Annotated in this window: 19 protein-coding genes; 9 read left to right on the top strand and 10 right to left on the bottom strand. The window is 41.0% G+C overall.

The features are described 5' to 3' along the window. Positions 1-250 (top strand): 30S ribosomal protein S20 (gene rpsT / locus PE36_RS19185; protein ID WP_006033735.1); only part of this gene is annotated, 250 nt, incomplete at its 5' end. Between the two features lie 94 nt (positions 251-344). On the opposite strand, the gene nhaA is transcribed toward rpsT, so the two are convergent. After that, on the bottom strand, positions 345-1,556 hold the full coding sequence (nhaA, locus tag PE36_RS19190) for a Na+/H+ antiporter NhaA (RefSeq protein WP_006033736.1): 1,212 nt from the start codon (positions 1,554-1,556) through the stop codon (positions 345-347). 168 nt (positions 1,557-1,724) lie between these two features. Between nhaA and PE36_RS19195 the strand changes: the two genes are divergently transcribed. The 4 genes from PE36_RS19195 (at position 1,725) to PE36_RS19210 (ending at position 6,353) form a co-directional block, all read left to right on the top strand. Beyond that, complete coding sequence (locus PE36_RS19195; protein WP_006033737.1) at positions 1,725-2,750, top strand: M14 family zinc carboxypeptidase; 1,026 nt, start codon at positions 1,725-1,727, stop codon at positions 2,748-2,750. Next, positions 2,716-3,570 carry an alpha/beta fold hydrolase gene (locus PE36_RS19200; RefSeq protein ID WP_043994846.1) on the top strand — a complete coding sequence of 285 codons (855 nt, stop codon included), beginning with the start codon at positions 2,716-2,718 and terminating at the stop codon, positions 3,568-3,570. The genes PE36_RS19195 and PE36_RS19200 overlap by 35 nt, the downstream gene beginning before the upstream one ends. A 66-nt stretch (positions 3,571-3,636) precedes the next feature. Next, on the top strand, positions 3,637-5,376 hold the full coding sequence (locus tag PE36_RS19205) for a GNAT family N-acyltransferase (RefSeq protein ID WP_043994847.1): 1,740 nt from the start codon (positions 3,637-3,639) through the stop codon (positions 5,374-5,376). A 125-nt stretch (positions 5,377-5,501) separates the two neighbouring features. After that, positions 5,502-6,353, top strand: a complete 852-nt coding sequence (locus PE36_RS19210) for a thymidylate synthase (protein ID WP_006033740.1) — start codon at positions 5,502-5,504, stop codon at positions 6,351-6,353. 81 nt (positions 6,354-6,434) lie between these two features. On the opposite strand, the gene lgt is transcribed toward PE36_RS19210, so the two are convergent. Together lgt and rppH are read right to left on the bottom strand one after the other, a co-directional pair. Then, a complete protein-coding gene (gene lgt, locus PE36_RS19215; protein WP_043994848.1) occupies positions 6,435-7,250 on the bottom strand; it encodes a prolipoprotein diacylglyceryl transferase in 816 nt (271 codons plus the stop codon). Between the two features lie 255 nt (positions 7,251-7,505). After that, positions 7,506-8,012, bottom strand: a complete 507-nt coding sequence (rppH, locus tag PE36_RS19220) for an RNA pyrophosphohydrolase (protein ID WP_006033742.1) — start codon at positions 8,010-8,012, stop codon at positions 7,506-7,508. 382 nt (positions 8,013-8,394) lie between these two features. Between rppH and PE36_RS19225 the strand changes: the two genes are divergently transcribed. After that, positions 8,395-9,807 carry an amidohydrolase gene (locus PE36_RS19225; RefSeq protein WP_006033743.1) on the top strand — a complete coding sequence of 471 codons (1,413 nt, stop codon included), beginning with the start codon at positions 8,395-8,397 and terminating at the stop codon, positions 9,805-9,807. Between the two features lie 556 nt (positions 9,808-10,363). After that, the gene (gene mutH / locus PE36_RS19230; RefSeq protein ID WP_006033744.1) at positions 10,364-11,041 is read left to right on the top strand and encodes a DNA mismatch repair endonuclease MutH; all 678 of its coding nucleotides are present in this window, start codon (positions 10,364-10,366) and stop codon (positions 11,039-11,041) included. 162 nt (positions 11,042-11,203) lie between these two features. Here the strand turns inward: mutH and rplS are convergent, their stop codons facing one another. The 5 genes from rplS to ffh form a co-directional block, all read right to left on the bottom strand. After that, positions 11,204-11,569 carry a 50S ribosomal protein L19 gene (gene rplS / locus PE36_RS19235; protein ID WP_006033745.1) on the bottom strand — a complete coding sequence of 122 codons (366 nt, stop codon included), beginning with the start codon at positions 11,567-11,569 and terminating at the stop codon, positions 11,204-11,206. A gap of 30 nt (positions 11,570-11,599) precedes the next feature. Beyond that, the gene (gene trmD, locus PE36_RS19240; protein ID WP_043994854.1) at positions 11,600-12,346 is read right to left on the bottom strand and encodes a tRNA (guanosine(37)-N1)-methyltransferase TrmD; all 747 of its coding nucleotides are present in this window, start codon (positions 12,344-12,346) and stop codon (positions 11,600-11,602) included. Between the two features lie 24 nt (positions 12,347-12,370). Continuing rightward, positions 12,371-12,898, bottom strand: a complete 528-nt coding sequence (gene rimM, locus PE36_RS19245; protein ID WP_083798029.1) for a ribosome maturation factor RimM — start codon at positions 12,896-12,898, stop codon at positions 12,371-12,373. A 23-nt stretch (positions 12,899-12,921) separates the two neighbouring features. Further along, the gene (rpsP, locus tag PE36_RS19250; RefSeq protein WP_006033748.1) at positions 12,922-13,170 is read right to left on the bottom strand and encodes a 30S ribosomal protein S16; all 249 of its coding nucleotides are present in this window, start codon (positions 13,168-13,170) and stop codon (positions 12,922-12,924) included. A gap of 311 nt (positions 13,171-13,481) precedes the next feature. Beyond that, positions 13,482-14,876 carry a signal recognition particle protein gene (gene ffh / locus PE36_RS19255; protein ID WP_006033749.1) on the bottom strand — a complete coding sequence of 465 codons (1,395 nt, stop codon included), beginning with the start codon at positions 14,874-14,876 and terminating at the stop codon, positions 13,482-13,484. Positions 14,877-15,094: 218 nt separating this feature from the next. Here ffh and PE36_RS19260 point away from each other — a divergent pair, with 218 nt between their 5' ends. Then, positions 15,095-15,886 carry an inner membrane protein YpjD gene (locus PE36_RS19260; protein WP_006033750.1) on the top strand — a complete coding sequence of 264 codons (792 nt, stop codon included), beginning with the start codon at positions 15,095-15,097 and terminating at the stop codon, positions 15,884-15,886. Positions 15,887-15,956: 70 nt separating this feature from the next. Continuing rightward, the gene (locus PE36_RS19265; protein ID WP_043994856.1) at positions 15,957-17,249 is read left to right on the top strand and encodes an HlyC/CorC family transporter; all 1,293 of its coding nucleotides are present in this window, start codon (positions 15,957-15,959) and stop codon (positions 17,247-17,249) included. An 88-nt stretch (positions 17,250-17,337) separates the two neighbouring features. Here the strand turns inward: PE36_RS19265 and PE36_RS19270 are convergent, their stop codons facing one another. Both PE36_RS19270 and PE36_RS19275 read right to left on the bottom strand, forming a co-directional pair. Further along, positions 17,338-17,622 (bottom strand): HU family DNA-binding protein, encoded by a 285-nt coding sequence (locus PE36_RS19270; RefSeq protein ID WP_006033752.1) that lies wholly within the window; start codon positions 17,620-17,622, stop codon positions 17,338-17,340. Between the two features lie 255 nt (positions 17,623-17,877). Then, the gene (locus PE36_RS19275) at positions 17,878-18,462 is read right to left on the bottom strand and encodes a YjaG family protein (RefSeq protein ID WP_006033753.1); all 585 of its coding nucleotides are present in this window, start codon (positions 18,460-18,462) and stop codon (positions 17,878-17,880) included. Positions 18,463-18,671 lie beyond the last annotated feature (209 nt).

Below are 18,671 nucleotides of genomic sequence, written 5' to 3' on the forward strand. Positions count from 1 at the left end.
CAAGTCTGCTAAAAAACGCGCAATCCAATCTGAAAAACGCCGTAAGCACAACACTTCACGTCGTTCTATGATGCGTACACTAACTAAGAAAATTATCGTAGCTATCGCTGCTGGTAACAAAGAAGAAGCGACTGCTGCATTTATTACTGCACAACCGATTCTTGATCGTATGGCTTGTAAAGGCCTGATCCACGCAAACAAAGCTGCTCGTATTAAGAGCCGTCTTTGCGCTAAGATCAAAGCAATTTAATTATTGCTTTAATACGATAATGAAAAAACCAGCTTCGGCTGGTTTTTTTATATCTAAAAAATAACATGTCGTATTAACCTGATAGACTTCTTTCCTATCCAGGCGCTTCCTCTTCAATCTCTATCTTTTTTTCAGTTGTGGTCGCACAAGCAAGTAAATAATAACCAAATACAGCCGCCAACGTCGAACCCAACAATATTCCTAAACGCGCCAGATCCGCCATCACCGGGTCAGTAAACGCTAATGATGTAATAAACATCGACATCGTAAAACCAATACCGCACAACACGGATACCGCGAAAACCTGTTTAAAGTTAACGCCCTCCGGTAACGTCGCAATTTTGAACCTCACTGCAAACCAACTGATACTAAAAATACCCAAAGGTTTACCAATGAAGAGTCCCAGCGCCACACCAATAGGCAGTGCTGACGTCATATCCGTGAATTGAATATTGGTTAACGATACCCCGGCATTGGCAAATGCAAACAGCGGTAAAATTAAATATTTAGTCCAAGGGTGTAACCAGTGCGCCAACGTTTTCGCTGGTGAATGCGGGTTCTCGACATCATTTTTATCATCTTTACGGTACAGAGGAATAGCAAAACCAATCACCACGCCAGCCAAAGTCGCATGTACACCCGATTTCAATACCGCGACCCACAGTAACCAGCCGATTATTAAATAGGGCGTTAAAGTCATGATATTGTTACGGTGTAAAAGCCATAATATACTAATACAGGCGCACGCTAAACTCAGTGATAATACCGACATATCCACAGTGTAAAACAAGGCAATAATGATGATCACGCCTAAATCATCCATGATAGCCAGCGCTAATAAGAATATTTTCAAGTTAACTGGCACCCGTTTCCCCAATAACGACAACACCCCTAATGCAAATGCAATATCGGTGGCAGCAGGGATAGCCCAACCTTTAACAGCTTCGGGATCAGCACTATTAAAACTCAAATACACCAGTGCGGGTGCGAGCATACCACCAGCAGCAGCAATAATAGGAAACAGGGATTTTTTACGACTCGCTAGTGCCCCTTCCACCAGTTCTTGTTTTACTTCTAGACCAATCAATAAGAAAAACACCGCCATCAAGCCATCATTAATCCAATGACTGAATGATTTATTGATATCAATATCGGCCACACGTATTTGGATTTCAGTGTGTAAAAAATTCAAATACAGTTCAGAAAAAGGGGAATTAGCCACCACCATCGCTAATACTGCGGCGATGATAAGTAATACACCGCCAGATGATTCAGTGCGTAAGAATTGCGTTAAAGATTTATACAAATCAGCCTCCTTGCTTGTTATTGGGCGTTTTCATTGGAAAAATAATCAAAAGCATCAATCACATAGATCTAGTATAGAAAATTCACAAAGATTTAACCTTTAAATTTTTCAATTTCGCTATATTGGTATGCATTAATTATTTTTATCATCCTATTTAGGTAATTATTAATGCCCTTAAAGATCCAACAACAGCCATCGTTACCCGAACTAGATCAGTTAGAGACGCTGATAGCACTAGGCGGTAAACACCTGCATAGCCAAGTGTTAACCCATGTATCAACTAACAACGCCAGCTACCCTGTGTATTCCGTGAGTATGGGTTCACAAGCGCCCAATGCACCGGTGATCGCCTTTGTTGGTGGTATACATGGTGTCGAACGTATTGGTACACAAGTTATCTTAGCGTTGTTTGAGAGCCTCATTCGGCGATTGAAGTGGGACCAATCACTGCATCAAGAACTCAGTCACGTAAAACTGCTATTCCTGCCACTGATGAACCCGATTGGGATGCTTAATAATAGTCGCGCCAATGGTAATGGCGTCGATTTAATGCGTAATGCGCCGGTAGATGCTGTGGGTCGTGTACCTTGGCTGGTTGGCGGTCAACGCATTAGTAATATACTGCCTTGGTATCGCGGTAAAAAAGGCCAAGCAATGCAACCAGAATCACGGGTATTGGTGGAGCATATCAGGCAACAATTATTAACGGCACCCTTTAGCATTGCGTTAGATTGTCATTCCGGTTTTGGTTTTAATAACCAGATCTGGTTCCCTTACGCCAAATCAAAACAGCCGATCCCGCACCTTGCAGAAATATTTAAACTGCGAAAAATGCTTATTGAAACCTACCCACACCAAGATTATGTATTTGAGCCGCAAGCACGTAATTACATGACCCATGGCGATCTGTGGGACTACTTATACGACCAATCGCTGACACTCAATACCACCTTTCTGCCTCTCACATTAGAAATGGGCTCATGGACGTGGATCAAAAAAAACCCACTGCAAATATTTCAATCCACAGGTATTTTCCACCCTATTCAACCGCACCGTATTAAGCGGGTATTACGACAGCACCATGTACTGATGGAGTTTTTAATCAAGGTCACTGGCTCTTATACGCACTGGCTCCCGCAACTAAACAAGGAACGTAACCATGCCGATGCAACCTCGCTCTGGTATACAGAATAGTTTGATAGCGTCATCAACGGATAACAAACCGACACCGACCTGGTTATTAATACGAGGGTTATGCCGTCAACAGCTGCACTGGGAAGACTTTCCCGTTAAACTCGCACAACGACTTAATTGCCAAGTATTTTGTGGCGACATTGCGGGTACAGGCACTGCATGGGAACAATTTACGCCAACCTCGATCACCGATATAACCCTGCAATTCAGGCAAGCATTTAGACAGCAGAATCCAGATATCAGCTACCCTATTCACCTACTAGGTATTTCAATGGGTGGCATGATAGCGACCGAATGGGCAACCCTTTACCCTAATGAAATTGATGCCATGGTGTTTATTAATACCAGTTTCAAAAAATTCAGTCCTATTTATCAGCGTTTAAAACCCAGTAAACTAACAACTATCATCCGTATATTATGCAGTGCGTCTTTGCGACAAGAACAACTCATTTTAAACATGACCAGTCACACCCAACACAGCCACTTTCACAGTCATCAAGCATTAGCACAACGCTGGAGTGAGTATGCAGAGCAACAACCGGTAAGCCGTCAAAACGCCTTGCGCCAACTGTATGCTGCCAGTCGTTTTAGCCCACCTTCAGCTGCACCAATTGAACATATTTTATTACTGGCAAGCACCCATGATCAACTCGTTGATGTGCGTTGCAGCACTGCCATCGCCACGCAATGGCATTGTCCAATCCATTATCACCCAACCGCAGGCCACGACTTACCCTTAGATGACAGTCAGTGGATCTGCGATAAAATATGGCACTGGCTCACATATCCAACCCCAAACCGTCACTCAATTGCCATATAAAACCACTAAAAACGTCACATCAAGCTTCTATGATAGCAACCAACAATAATCTAAAGGATGAAGATTATGCTCAACATAGAAGCGGAAATAAACCAACGTTATCCGGACTTTTTGCAAAAAAAAAGTACCCGTCTCATTGCCAAACCTATGCTGGCAACACTCAGACTGCTGTTCCATGAACGCGAATTACGTCAATTTGGTGAAACCTATGCTCATCTCACGGGTATCGAGTTTATCGAACAAATATTCGAACATTTTAGCTTTAGCTATTCAGTACGTCCCAATGAGATAGAACGTATTCCTGCAACAGGTAAAGCAGTGATCATCGCCAATCACCCCATTGGAACGCTTGATGGCATGGCGCTACTGAAAATGGTCAGTAAAGTCCGTCCAGACGTAAAGGTCGTTGCCAATGACATGCTCATGATCATCAAGCCCGTGAGAGATTATTTATTACCGGTTGATAATATGAATGGCGGTACGGCCAGCGGACGCTTACAAGCAATAAAAGACCACCTCAAAGATGAAGGTGTGATTATTATGTTTCCTGCGGGCGAGGTCTCACGCATCAGCCCACAGGGCGTTAAAGACGGTAAATGGCGTAATGGTTTTTTACGCATTGCCAGTAGCGTCCAAGCCCCGATCATCCCCATTTATATCAATGCTAAAAATTCATTGTTTTTTTATACCTTGTCCATGTTATCGAAACCGATATCGACCTTGTGGTTGATCCGTGAGATGTTTAAACACGCACACAACTGCGTCTCAATCCGTATTGGCGAACAGATTAATTATCAAACCTATCAATCATTAGATTTACCCATTAATACCAAAACAGCATTGTTTCGCAAACATTTATACCGCTTAACCAAAGACAAACCGTCCATTTTCAGTACCCAGTCGGCCATTGCTCACCCTGAAAATAAAGCATTATTACGCAGTGAAATACACGCTTGCCAGAAAATCAGTGAAACCCGTGATGGTAAACAAATATATTGCTACCGCCATCAAGCAACCTCCACGATCATGCGCGAAATTGGTCGTTTACGAGAAGAGTCATTCCGATTGGTTGGCGAAGGTACTGGCGAGCGCCGTGATGTGGATATCTACGACAACTCTTATGTGCATATCCTACTGTGGGATGATAAAGAACTTGAGTTAATCGGTGCTTATCGTTTACTAGAAACCAATAAAGTTGATTTCGTTAATGTACGGCAGCAGCTCTACAGCGCTACCCTGTTTGACTATCACGCAGCAATGACTCCTTATCTGGCAGCTGGAATTGAACTCGGTCGTAGCTTTATTCAACCAAAATATTGGGGAACGCGCAGTCTAGAATACTTGTGGCAGGGGATCATGGAATACATTATTCAGCACAGTAATTGCCGTTATTTATTTGGTACAGTCAGTATCAGCAACAGCTATTCTCAGCCAGCAAAAGAGTTATTGGTATATTACTATCAGCACTTCTACGGTAATTCGAACAACATTGCCAGTGCTAGTATGCCATTTCGTTTATCAGAAGAAGCCAGCTTACGTCTAACGGATTTATTTGCTGACTCTGACGCAGAAGAAGGTATGGCGATTTTAAAGGCGCAGCTTAATCATATGGGCTTCAGTGTGCCAACCTTGTTTAAACAATACACCAAGTTATGTAAACCAGGCGGGGTACAGATATTTGATTTTAATATTGATCCGAATTTTAATCATTGCATCGATGGTTTGATCGTATTAGACCTTACCCAGTTTACGGATAAGAATAAAAAACGTTTTAACGCACAAGCACCGCAACTCGAACATGCCTGATTATCATTAATCACGCCTTCACTATCGCTGATATCTTGTCAGCGATAGCTTCTTATTTTTGATTAAATGTCCTATTTATGTCAAAATCCGTCGATTTTCAATTTATACATCGAAGGGTTAACACAGTGAAACAGTATCTTGATTTATGTAACAGAATAGTGAGCGAAGGTGTTTGGGTAGAGAATGAACGTACCGGAAAACGCTGTTTAACCGTAATCAATGCTGATCTCACTTATGATGTGGCGAATAATGAATTCCCATTAGTCACCACACGTAAAAGTTTTTGGAAATCAGCGATTGCCGAGATCATTGGTTACATCCGTGGTTATGATAACGCTGCAGATTTTCGGGCATTAGGCACCAAAACTTGGGATGCGAATGCCAATGACAACCCAGCTTGGTTAGCAAACCCACACCGTAAAGGTAAAGATGACATGGGTTATGTGTATGGTGCATGTGCGCGTAACTGGGTAAAACCACAAGGTGGTACCGTCGACCTATTACGTCAAATCATTGATGATCTATCCAACGGGATTGATAACCGTGGCGAGATCTTAACCTTCTTCAACCCAGGGGCGTTTGAACTGGGCTGTTTACGTCCTTGCATGTACAGCCATCACTTTTCACTGTTAGGTGATACTTTATACCTCAACAGCACCCAGCGTTCGTGTGACGTGCCGCTTGGGCTAAACTTTAACATGGTGCAAGTACATGTATTACTCGCGCTGGTAGCGCAAATCACCGGTCACAAAGCCGGTCAGGCCTATCACAAAATTGTTAACGCCCATATTTATGAAGATCAACTTGAGTTAATGCGTGACGTCCAATTAAAGCGCGAACCATTACAGCTACCAAAACTGCACATTAATCCGAAAATTAAAACCCTCGAAGATTTAGAAACTTGGGTAACAATGGATGATTTTGAAGTAACCGATTATCAGCATCATGATGCGATTAAATATCCATTTTCGGTGTAAATATATCCGTACATATAAAAATAATTAAGGGTGTTAACTAATTTAGTTAACACCCTTTTTATTGTTTATCTGCGTAAATAATTATTTTTTCTGTTTGCCTGTAAACAGTGTCGGTTTTTTATAAGCAATAAACATAATTAACGCACCAAGGAAGATCATCGGTGTCGATAAAATTTGCCCCATACTAATCATGTCAAAATACAGCCCTAACTGTGAATCTGGTTGGCGGAAGTACTCTGCCACAAAACGGAAAATACCGTAACCGAATAAGAACAGGCCAGAGATAGCACCAACAGGTCGCGGTTTACGGGCAAATACTTGTAAGATGATAAACAGTAATACACCTTCCATAGCAAACTGATATAGCTGACTTGGATGACGTGGTAAATCGCCACCAGTGGGGAAAATCATCGCCCAAGGCACATCCGTCACACGTCCCCATAGCTCGCCATTGATAAAGTTACCAATACGTCCTGCCGCTAAACCAAACGGCACCATCGGCGCAACAAAGTCGGCGATAACAAAAAATGAACGCTGGGTCTTACGACCAAAATAAGCAAACGCTAACAGAACACCAATCAGACCACCATGGAATGACATGCCACCGTCAGTGATGCGGAATAAATACATTGGATCATCGAGGAATAACCCAAAATTATAAAACAGTACATAACCGATACGACCGCCGAGGATCACACCAAGGAAACCATAAAATAATAAATCACCGACTTCGTCTTTATCCCAGCTACTACCCGGTTTCGCTGCTTGTCGATTACCCATCCAATTAGCAAATAAAAAACCAAGTAAATACATCAATCCATACCAATAAACATTAATAGGACCGAGGCTGATCGCAATAGGATCAATTTCTGGATATTGTAGATATGTCTGCGACATCATTAAGTTCCTGAGTAGAAGAAAGTGCTTGCCTACGCTAAGGCAATAAAGTTAAATCACACCTTACACCAAATACTAGCCACAACAAAGAAACAGCCGTCATCGAATCGGTAAAATAAGGTAAATAAAACCAAAGTATTAGCTAGAGAATGAGTATCTAAAATAGCGGAATAAAATAATCGCGTGGAAACATGAATAAGTAATGCCTTTGTATTGGATCGTACAGACAATTCAATACGCAGGCATTATTTAGCATTAACGTCGTTTACGTTTTATGTCTTTGCGTAAAAAGGGTAATGCCACGGGTGCAAACTCTTTCATTACACGACGATAAACGTCTTTTTTAAACGATACAACCTGACGAACTGGATACCAATAACTGACCCAACGCCAATCATCAAATTCAGGATGTCCTGTACATTTAAAGTCGATTTGACTGTCATCCGCTTCCAGACGCAGTAAAAACCATTTTTGCTTTTGCCCAATGCAGACCGGTTTACTATCCCATCTGACTAATCGTTTTGGTAATTTATATTTCAACCATGTTTTAGAGGTTGCCAGAATCGAAACATGTTTCGCTTTTAGCCCAACTTCTTCATATAGTTCTCGATACATTGCTTGCTCTGCAGACTCTCCATTATCTACACCACCTTGCGGAAATTGCCAAGAATGTTGCCCACAACGTTTAGCCCATAAAACTTGACCATCACGATTACAAATTAGGATGCCTACATTAAGACGATAGCCATCGCTATCAATCACATTAGCACCTTAAGGGTAGAACTTAGTTAACTTGATTGTTTCATATAAATCAATGAGCAGCAAATTTACACCCACAGTTTTACTCAAGATCCATTTACAAAGACAAAATACCGGTCATTTACAGCAAACCAGCAGAGCAATAACCTGCGTCCGGTGTCATTTACTCAAAAATTAATCATGCTACAAAACAACCAACACTATAAATAACCACTACAAAAGCACTGTTAACAATAAACAAATCAAGATCGACTACGACTAACGGGGTTAATTTAGCTATTTGATTGCCATTGTAGATTAATGCGTTTATAAAGCTCTGGAAAATCGTGTAATTCGACTTTCCAGAGTGTTTTCTGTCCTATTCATATAAAATTGAGATTTAAACATGTTTGCTCGTAACAAATTTTTAAATAAAACATTGCTTGCCGCTTCAATCATTTTCGCCACGTCTGTTCATGCTGTCGAAAAAGTAGATTTGATGATCACAGATGCAACTGTATTAACAATGAACAGTGATAAAACCATTTACGAAAACGGTACAGTAGTGATTAAAGGCAACAAAATCATTGCAGTTGGTGATGCCAAACTGGCACAGCAATACCAAGCAGCTACAATCATGGATGTGGATGGCGACATCGTGATGCCTGGGTTAATCAATACCCATACTCACGCATCAATGACGGTATTTCGTTCATTAGCAGACGATGTTCCAGGACGTTTACACCGTTATATCTTCCCACTAGAGAAGAAACTAGTCAGCCGTGACATGGTGCGCATTGGCGCTAACCTGGGTAACCTCGAGATGGTTAAAGGTGGCGTTACAACTTACAGCGACATGTATTACTTTGAAGATGAAGTAGCAAAAACCGTGGATAAGATTGGTATGCGTGCAATCTTAGGTGAAACAGTGATTAAATTCCCTGTTGCCGATGCCCAGAATGCTCAAGAAGGTATCCAGTACGCGCTTAACTTTATCGAAGAATATAAAGATCACCCCCGTATTACCCCTGCATTTGCGCCACATGCACCGTACACCAATACCACTGAAGTACTGCAACAGATCACCAAACTAGCAAAACAGCATAACGTGCCGGTACTTATCCACCTTGCAGAATCAGAGCGTGAGAACGAGAAGATTGCAGCGCGCTCTGACGGTAAATCACCGGTTGAATACATGCATAGCATTGGTTCACTCGACGAACGTTTAGTTGCTGCGCACATGATCAATGTAAGCGAATCAGATATCCAACTGGTGAAAAAAGCCGGTACGGGTGTAGCCCATAACATGAGTGCTAACATCAAATCTGCGAAAGGGGTATCTCCAGCGCTTAAAATGTATGACGAAGGCGTACGTATTGGTTTAGGTACCGATGGTCCAATGTCGGGTAATACACTCAGTACGATTGATGAATTCAACCAAGTAGCTAAAGTTCACAAACTCGTCAACCATGATCGTGGGGCAATGCCACCGATTAAAGTTATCGACATGGCCACCATGGGTGCTGCAAGAGCGCTGCATATGGAAGACAAAATCGGTTCTTTAGAGGTCGGTAAACTCGCTGATATTATCGTTATTGATACTAAAGCACCAAACATGGTACCAATGTACAACCCGTATTCAGTACTGGTGTACTCAGCTAACTCTGCCAATGTACGCCATTCTATCGTGGCAGGTAAAGTGATCATGCAAGATCGTAACATGCTCACAGTTAACGAAAAAGACATCATTGCAGAAGCCATCGAGTTTACGAAAAAAGTACGTAAAGCAGTGATTGAAAATGGTGAAAAGGTTATCTAAATAGGTAGTTTTGAATATCTCCTATAATCCCTCAAAGGCCAAGGTATTTCACCTTGGCCTTTATACCTTACGATAATAAATCGCTTGTTATAAAGCCGCTAACCTTCCCTTTAATGCTTCGAGACTTGCACAATAAAACAGCAATTCCTCAATAATTACACTGATCATCCACAATAATTACAGTTATACACATAACTACTGTGGAAAAGTAAGTAAAACTGAGCTAAATAGTACTATTAATCGCTATTGTCGATATTTATTAACAATATATGGCTGTGAATCGAAAGTTATCCACCGTTTCTGTGGATAACCTTGTGAGGAGTTTACATTATTAGCATTTAACATAATAAAACCAGGATGGAATTATCCACAAGCTCTTTTTATAACAATAAATACTCATTAAAACAATAGCTTAAATGTAACACGTAGCATAAAACATCTCGGTAACATTAAAGTGAGAGCAAAGTCTCACTTTGTATGGAAAATGACCGTTAACAGCTAGATTTAAAAATGTTATTCTGCTAGACGAAACCTTAAGATATAAGAATTATTTTAAATGCCTGCAATTATAAATGAACCCCAAGATATCAATGAGCTGATGTTCCGCGCCCAAGCTATTGCCGGGTTTAACCTACAGCAAATAGCCGCATTGCACCAACTCAGCGTGCCTGATGATCTACGTAAACAAAAAGGTTGGATTGGACAACTGCTAGAACTGCATCTTGGCGCGACGGCGGGCAGTAAACCGATTCAGGACTTTCCAGAATTAGGGGTAGAATTAAAAACCATCCCAATCAACGCACAAGGTAAACCACTGGAAACAACCTTTGTCTGTGTCGCGCCCTTAACCGGTAACCATGGTGTTACTTGGCAAACCTGCAGCGTCGCCAATAAATTGAAACAAGTATTGTGGATACCTGTGCTTGGTGAGCGTGATATTCCGGTGGCAGAACGTATTGTCGGTTCACCACTGCTCTGGCAACCCGATGAAGTTGAAAACGCACAATTACAACAAGACTGGGAAGAATTAATGGATATGATAGCACTGGGGCAGGTAGAACAGATCACCGCGCATCACGGTAAATACTTACAGCTTCGCCCTAAGGCTGCCAATAATAAGATCCGTACTAAAGCCTACGGTAGCGAGGGCGAGATCATTCAGGTGCGACCACGTGGGTTTTATCTCAAAAAGGCGTTTACCCATCAGTTACTCAAAAAACACTTCAATATTTGAGCTACCTAAGACACAGGTATTCGTGTTAGGTACGCCTGTTAGCAATAACTGACGAAGATGCGTTAAGACGGTGATTTATACTGGCATTGATACTGTGACTGTAAATCGCAGGCAAAAAAAAGGCCCGTCAGAAGACGGACCTTAAACTGCATGAAAAATGGATTATTTACTTTTACGTTTACCCAATTTTTCTTTAATACGTGCAGCTTTACCAGTAAGACCACGTAGGTAGTATAGCTTAGCTTGACGAACATCGCCGTGACGCTTAACAGTGATGCTTGCTACCACTGGAGAATGTGTTTGGAATACACGTTCCACACCTTCACCGTTTGAAGTGATTTTACGTACAGTGAATGCAGAGTGCAGACCACGGTTACGTTTAGCGATAACTACGCCTTCAAAAGCCTGTAGACGTGATTTGTCACCTTCAACAACTTTTACTTGTACTACAACAGTAGCACCAGGGCCAAAAGTTGGTAGATCTGTTTTCATTTGCTCTTGTTCGATCTGTGCAATTATGTTGCTCATTTTCTATACCCTAGAATAAACTGAAAAACTCTACTTTAACTCGCGACTTTCGCGAACGATCTCAACAAGAATTTTCTCTTGCAGATCAGTCAGAGCTAGGTTACTTAATAAATCAGGTCGTCGTTCTAACGTTCGAGCTAAAGACTGTTTCTGTCTATATTGGCTAATTTTACTATGATTGCCACTAAGGAGAACCTTAGGAACAGCCAACCCATCTAACACTTCCGGACGCGTATAATGCGGACAATCTAACAGACCATCTGCAAACGAATCTTGCTCCGCGGATGCCTGAGTGCCTAAAACACCCGGTATCATGCGTGAAACAGCATCAATTATCGTCATTGCGGCAAGTTCACCACCGGTTAACACGAAGTCACCGATAGACCACTCTTCATCAACTTCCGATTGGATGATACGCTCATCGATACCTTCATAACGACCACAAATAAAAATCATCTTCTCATTTGTTGCCAAGTCCAGTACGCCAGCTTGATCCAATTTACGTCCTTGCGGTGAAAGATAAATAACTTTCGCCTCACCACCTGCTGCCTGTTTTGCTGCATGGATAGCATCTCGTAATGGTTGAACCATCATCAACATGCCAGGGCCACCACCATAAGGGCGATCATCGACCGTCTTATGTTTATCGTGGGCAAAATCTCTTGGGTTCCAAGTTTGGAACTTTAACAGATCGCGTTTTATTGCTCGACCGATAACTCCTTGTTCAGTGATGGCATTAAACATCTCTGGAAAAAGGCTTATAACCCCTAACCACATACTAGCCTCCGCTGACAACGAGTCTTAAAAACTCGGGTCCCAATTAACAATAATTTTTTGAGCGGTAATATCAACACTGATAATTACTTGCCCATCAAGATACGGAACTAACCGCTCTTTTTTTCCGAAAGCATCTGTTGCATTGGCTTTAATTACTAATACGTCGTTAGAACCGGTTTCCATCATATCAGTGACTTTGCCTAACGTATAACCCTTGTCTGTCTCAACAGAGCAGCCAATCAGATCACGCCAGTAAAACTCATCTTCTAATGCAGGAAGTTGATCTGCGTTAATAGCAATTTCAGCACCCGTAAGGGACTGCGCTTCTTCACGAATATCAATACCAGCTAACTTAGCAATTAAACCTTTGCCATGACGTTTGAAATCTTCAAGCGCCACTTCAACCCACTCACCCTTTTGCTCGATGAGCCAAGGAGAATAGTTAAAGATCCCTTCAGGAATATCGGTAAAGGAGTTGATTTTCATCCAGCCTTTAATGCCGTAAACAGCACCAAGACGACCAACTACCATAGGTTTGTCAGTTGAACTCACAAGATCTCCTTACCTTAAGATAATTAAGCAGCTTTAGCAGCGTCTTTGATTAACTTAGCAACTGTGTTTGAAACTGTAGCGCCTTTAGCAACCCAAGCTTCAATTTTCACGTTGTCAAGACGAACACGTTCTTCTTGACCAGCAGCCATTGGGTTAAAGAAACCTAGCTTCTCGATGAATTTACCATCACGAGCGTTACGGCTGTCTGTAACAACAACTGTGTAGAACGGTGATTTCTTAGAACCACCACGAGATAAACGAATAGTTACCATATCGTCCTCTTTATAAATTAAGTGTGTATTCCGGCCTTGCACTGACAAGACCCCATAGTGTTCAAATAGTACTCACGAATGAGACGATTCGAAGTCGCGCAATTTTACTCTTATTTTAATTAAAAGCAACCTTATTGTGTGTCACTACCACTTTAGTTAACGCTATTTATACTAGAAACAATCATTATATTGCTATTACGCCTATCCGGAGCAGATTAACAAGCATCAGCAGAAACAAAAAAGCCCTGCTACTATTAGCAAGGCTTTGCATAAAATACATATATAAGGAAGGGATTAAACCACGGTGTTAATTAACCAAATGGTCCTTTACCACCCATACCCATGCCGCCGCCCATCCCTGGTGGCATCATACCTTTCATTTTACCCATCATTTTCTTCATGCCGCCTTTACCCGACATTTTTTTCATCATCTTTTGCATTTGCGTAAACTGTTTAAGTAGTTTATTCACATCTTGGATCTGGGTACCAGAACCCGTCGCAATACGACGCTTACGAGAGCCTTTGATGATATCTGGACGTTTACGCTCTGCGGGTGTCATTGAATTAATGATCGCTTCCATACGGTTCGTTAATTTATCATCCATTTGGTCTTTAACAGCATCAGGAACCTGGCTCATGCCAGGTAACTTATCCATCATGCTCATCATGCCACCCATGCTTTTCATTTGCACAAGCTGGTCACGGAAATCTTCTAAATCAAAACCTTGACCTTTCTGAACTTTTTTCGCCAGTTTTGCAGCTTTGTCTTTATCTACGTTACGTTCGACTTCTTCGATAAGTGATAGCACATCACCCATGCCCAAAATACGAGATGCGATACGTTCGGGATGGAAAGGTTCTAACGCATCAATTTTTTCGCCCATACCGATAAACTTAATTGGCTTACCGGTGATATGGCGAATAGATAATGCCGCACCACCACGTGCATCACCATCGGCTTTGGTTAAGATGATACCAGTTAATGGTAACGTCTCATTAAATGCTGCTGCTGTATTTGCCGCATCTTGACCTGTCATTGCATCCACAACAAACAGTGTTTCGACGGGATTAATCGCAGCATGTAAATCTTGAATTTCCTGCATCATGTCAGTATCAACATGTAAACGACCCGCAGTATCGACAATCACCACATCAATAAATGACTTACGTGCGTATTCGATTGCCGCATTGGCAATATCAACTGGCTTTTGCTCGATATTACTAGGGAAGAATTCAACATCAACTTCTGCAGCTAATGTTTCTAACTGTTTGATTGCCGCAGGACGGTAAACATCCGTACTCACCACCAATACTGATTTTTTCTCACGTTCTTTTAAGAACAGTGATAATTTCGCTACCGTAGTAGTTTTACCCGCACCTTGTAAACCTGCCATCATTAATACGGCAGGCGGTTGCGCAGCAAGATTTAATGTTTCGTTAGCATTACCCATTGCCGACTCAAGCTCAGCTTGGACAATCTTAATGAAGGCTTGACCTGGGTTCAGACTCTTAGAAACATCTTGGCCTAGGGCATTTTCTTTCACATTTTTAATAAATTCGCGTACGACAGGTAAAGCAACATCCGCTTCGAGTAACGCCATGCGTACTTCACGTAGTGTGTCTTTGACGTTATCTTCAGTCAAACGACCACGGCCGCTGACGTTTTTCAGCGTAGCCGATAAGCGATCGGTTAAATTCTCAAACATGACGTTATCCGTTTTAAAGTAGATTAAATTCAATAATTACTTGTGATTATAACCTTATTTGAGGGCAAAAATCACACTCTCAAGGTGTTGCTAGGTATTGTTTTATAAAAAAATAATATTTTCCTTTCCAAATAATGCATTTGAATATAGCTCTATAGGTAGAGCAAGCGTATACTGGACCGCATAATTACATATAAATCAACATTAAAGTGAGCCCTATGGAACTGTTTGCTCTCGGCGCTATTATTTTCTATATAGCTGCGACTTATTATTGCATTAAAGCCTTAACGGTCACGCAGCAGCCGAGTATACGTACTATCTTCATCTTAGGGGCGGGAGCGACACTTTGTCATTTATTTTGGATGGGCTTTGATATTGTAACGGCAGCAGGCATTAATCTAAGCATTATTAATGTGGCCACTCTGATCAGCTTACTGATCTCAATAATCATGACGCTGTCGATTAATAAATTTAAAATATTACCTTTATTACCTATTGTTTATGGTTTTTCGGCAATTGTCATTGCACTAAGCTATCTAATACCGACCACTTACATTTCCCATTTAAGCGATAATATCCCGCTTGTAGTCCATATTATCGTGATCTTATTTGCTTATGCTGCGTTTATTGTCGCCAGCTTACTTGCGCTGCAAATGGCTTACTTAGACTATCAACTTAAACATAAACGTCCAATTGCGATGCACCCCGCATTACCCTCGTTAATGACCATAGAAAAGCAACTAGTGAGATTGTTAAGTGTCGGTTTAGCATTACTATCCGTTGCCATACTCACCAGTTTTATCTTTTTTGACAATTCATTCACCCATTCGCAAGTACATAAAACCGTATTGTCAATTTTAGCTTGGCTGTTTTATTCTGTGTTACTCTGGGGTCACTTTAAACAAGGCTGGCGTAGCAATAAAATTGCTTTTGGTACATTATTTGGTTCTGTATTACTATCTTTAGCCTATTTCGGTTCTCGCTTTGTAAAAGAGATCCTACTTAATTAATACTTAGCCATACTCATAACAACCGTATTTTTATTTCTATACATACACTCGCGTAATCAAAGGACAACACTTGAACGACATATCAACAGGAACCTTATTCGGTCTCCTGACTATTTTAATCCTCATATCAGCTTATTTCTCTAGTTCTGAAACAGGCATGATGTCTCTCAATCGTTACAGGCTTAAGCACCTGGTTAAAAATAACCATACGGGTGCGAAACGTGTAGAAAAACTCCTCAACAGACCGGATCGTTTGATTGGTCTTATTCTTATTGGTAACAATCTAGTCAACATCTTGGCTTCTTCCATCGCAACAATTATCGGTATGCGCTTATTTGCAGAAAATGAAGCGCTTGGTTTAGCCGTATCAACCGGCCTGTTAACAATCGTTATCCTTATTTTTGCTGAAGTAACGCCTAAAACCTTAGCTGCGTTGCACCCTGAAAAAGTAGCATTCCCAAGCTCATTGTTATTACGCCCGATGCTAACCTTGTTTTATCCATTGGTATGGCTGGTAAACATCATCTCTAATGGCCTGTTGCGACTATTGGGCGTTAATGTCAATCATAATGACAATGGAGCCCTGAGCTCTGAAGAATTGCGTACCGTTGTGCATGAAGCTGGTGCAATGATCCCGCAGCGTCACCAAGATATGCTGATCAGTATTCTCGACCTAGAGAAAGTAACAGTAGATGACATTATGGTGCCACGTAACGAGATAATTGCGATTGATATTAATGATGATTGGGAGATTTTGTTACGCCAATTACGTAATATTTCACATACTAGAGTATTGCTGTACCGTGACACCATCGATGATGCAGTTGGATTTGTGCATACCCGTGATGCACTGCGTCTATTACTCAAAGAACAATTAGATAAAACCACACTGTTACGTGCGGTAAAAGAACTGTACTTCATTCCAGAGGCGACACCGCTTAATGTGCAGCTATTAAAATTCCAACGTAAAAAAGAGCGTATCGGTTTAATTGTAGATGAATATGGCGACATTCAAGGCTTAGTCACGCTAGAAGATATCTTAGAAGAGATTGTGGGTGACTTTACCACAACGATGGCACCATCGGTGAGTGAAGAGATTGAGCCGCAATCTGACGGTAGCTATATCATTGATGGCACCGCAAACGTGCGCGACATTAATAAAGAAATGAACTGGCATTTTCCAACTAAAGGTCCAAAAACACTCAACGGTTTGATTTTAGAATATTTGGAAGAGATCCCCGAAGCCAATATCAGTTTGATCATTGAAGGGCACCCGTTAGAAGTATTAGAAATTGAAAACAATGTGATCCAACGTGTTCGCGTGCAACCAGTAGAAAAGAATAAATCTCAAATAGCGCATTAGCCAATGCCTTAAACAAATTGTAGATAATAAAAAAGCACCTAAATTAGGTGCTTTTTTCATTAAGTTTTAAATTAATAAAAATTAATATTTATTTGTTTGCGTTTTTAACTGCGTCTTTCAATGCTTTACCAGCAACGAATGCAGGAATTGTAGCAGCAGAAATTTGAATTTCTTCACCCGTTTGTGGGTTGCGGCCAATACGTGCTGAACGTTCGCTTACTTTAAAAGTACCGAAACCAATTAGCTGTACAGCTTCTTTTTCTTTAAGGCTTTCAGTGATTGCACTTAGGATCTCTTCTAGTGCTGCTTTAGCTTGTACTTTCGTTAAATCTGCTTTCGCTGCAACTGCATCGATTAATTGAGTTTTATTCATAAGAATGTCCTTTCTACTATTCAATAACATTAAACTGTTAAACACTGTATTCAAAAAAACCGTTGACCGCAAAGGATTTATCGCCTTAATTCAGTCAATTGCTGAGAGAATAGTCAACAAATGGGGTAGCGCTCACACTAATCTCACTCTATGTACAAAAAATCATCATAAAATAATCACTTTTATTACCGTGACACCTTACCGTGACAGCCCTGACTACCAGTGTTAGCGGCTGTTTTATGAGTTTGCAATCAATTAATCTAAGGTAATACCAATATTAGAAATACCGCCATTTTTAGCAAACTGGCGAAGCGCCTTAATGCTATCAGGTGATTTCTGTACTGTTAATAGATCCAGCACAGCTTGCTGAAATTCAATTTCGGTTTTCATCAGCTCATCAGCAAAGATGATGTCCTCGTCAAGTTCTTCACCCGCCAACGCTTCTAAATAACTTGCAACAGTACCAATAGAAACTCGCGATGCATTCATTGCTTCGTTCACATCCGGATCGGGGGCAACTAAACTATTAAAGGCACTGTTTAAAGTCACACATGCATCCAGTGCAGGATAAACCCCATAAACATCAAATTTGTCTACATTGGGAATAATAGGTTCGAAACGATCGAATTGAATCGTAAAATTGATTTTGCTGTTTTTAACCGTTAATGATTCCCAAAACAGATCTAATGATAAACGGAACTGCTTTGCATCACCGGTTTCACAAGCTTCAGAAAATAATTTGTAATTAGGAAAGCTGCGTTCAGCAAGTGCCGCAATAAAGCTCACTTTCTGCCAAGGTAATAATTTCAATAATTGCTGTTGGTGGTTTGCTTCAAGCACAAAAATAACCTCTTATTTATGGTTTTCATTCTTTCTATAATAGTTAAATATTCTCAACGTCATGAAGATATTTATCTAAACATAATTGCGACAGTGGTCTACTCGAGTTTTATCATCATCAATCCCCAAGCCATGTCGATTCAACAGCAATAAAGCATGAGGTATTTATCTCATACTTTGCTACTTTGATTATCGCTCAACAAACCACA

It is taken from the genome of Moritella sp. PE36 (genome assembly GCF_000170855.1).
In the GTDB taxonomy this organism is placed as follows: Bacteria; Pseudomonadota; Gammaproteobacteria; order Enterobacterales; family Moritellaceae; genus Moritella.

Coding starts and splice junctions, on each gene's coding strand:
- PE36_RS19195 (WP_006033737.1), top strand. CDS start 1,725: ATGCCCTTAAAGATCCAACAACAGCCATCGTTACCCGAACTAGATCAG.
- PE36_RS19200 (WP_043994846.1), top strand. CDS start 2,716: ATGCCGATGCAACCTCGCTCTGGTATACAGAATAGTTTGATAGCGTCA.
- PE36_RS19205 (WP_043994847.1), top strand. CDS start 3,637: ATGCTCAACATAGAAGCGGAAATAAACCAACGTTATCCGGACTTTTTG.
- lgt (WP_043994848.1), bottom strand. CDS start 7,250: ATGTCGCAGACATATCTACAATATCCAGAAATTGATCCTATTGCGATC.
- PE36_RS19225 (WP_006033743.1), top strand. CDS start 8,395: ATGTTTGCTCGTAACAAATTTTTAAATAAAACATTGCTTGCCGCTTCA.
- mutH (WP_006033744.1), top strand. CDS start 10,364: ATGCCTGCAATTATAAATGAACCCCAAGATATCAATGAGCTGATGTTC.
- rplS (WP_006033745.1), bottom strand. CDS start 11,569: ATGAGCAACATAATTGCACAGATCGAACAAGAGCAAATGAAAACAGAT.
- trmD (WP_043994854.1), bottom strand. CDS start 12,346: ATGTGGTTAGGGGTTATAAGCCTTTTTCCAGAGATGTTTAATGCCATC.
- rpsP (WP_006033748.1), bottom strand. CDS start 13,170: ATGGTAACTATTCGTTTATCTCGTGGTGGTTCTAAGAAATCACCGTTC.
- ffh (WP_006033749.1), bottom strand. CDS start 14,876: ATGTTTGAGAATTTAACCGATCGCTTATCGGCTACGCTGAAAAACGTC.
- PE36_RS19260 (WP_006033750.1), top strand. CDS start 15,095: ATGGAACTGTTTGCTCTCGGCGCTATTATTTTCTATATAGCTGCGACT.
- PE36_RS19270 (WP_006033752.1), bottom strand. CDS start 17,622: ATGAATAAAACTCAATTAATCGATGCAGTTGCAGCGAAAGCAGATTTA.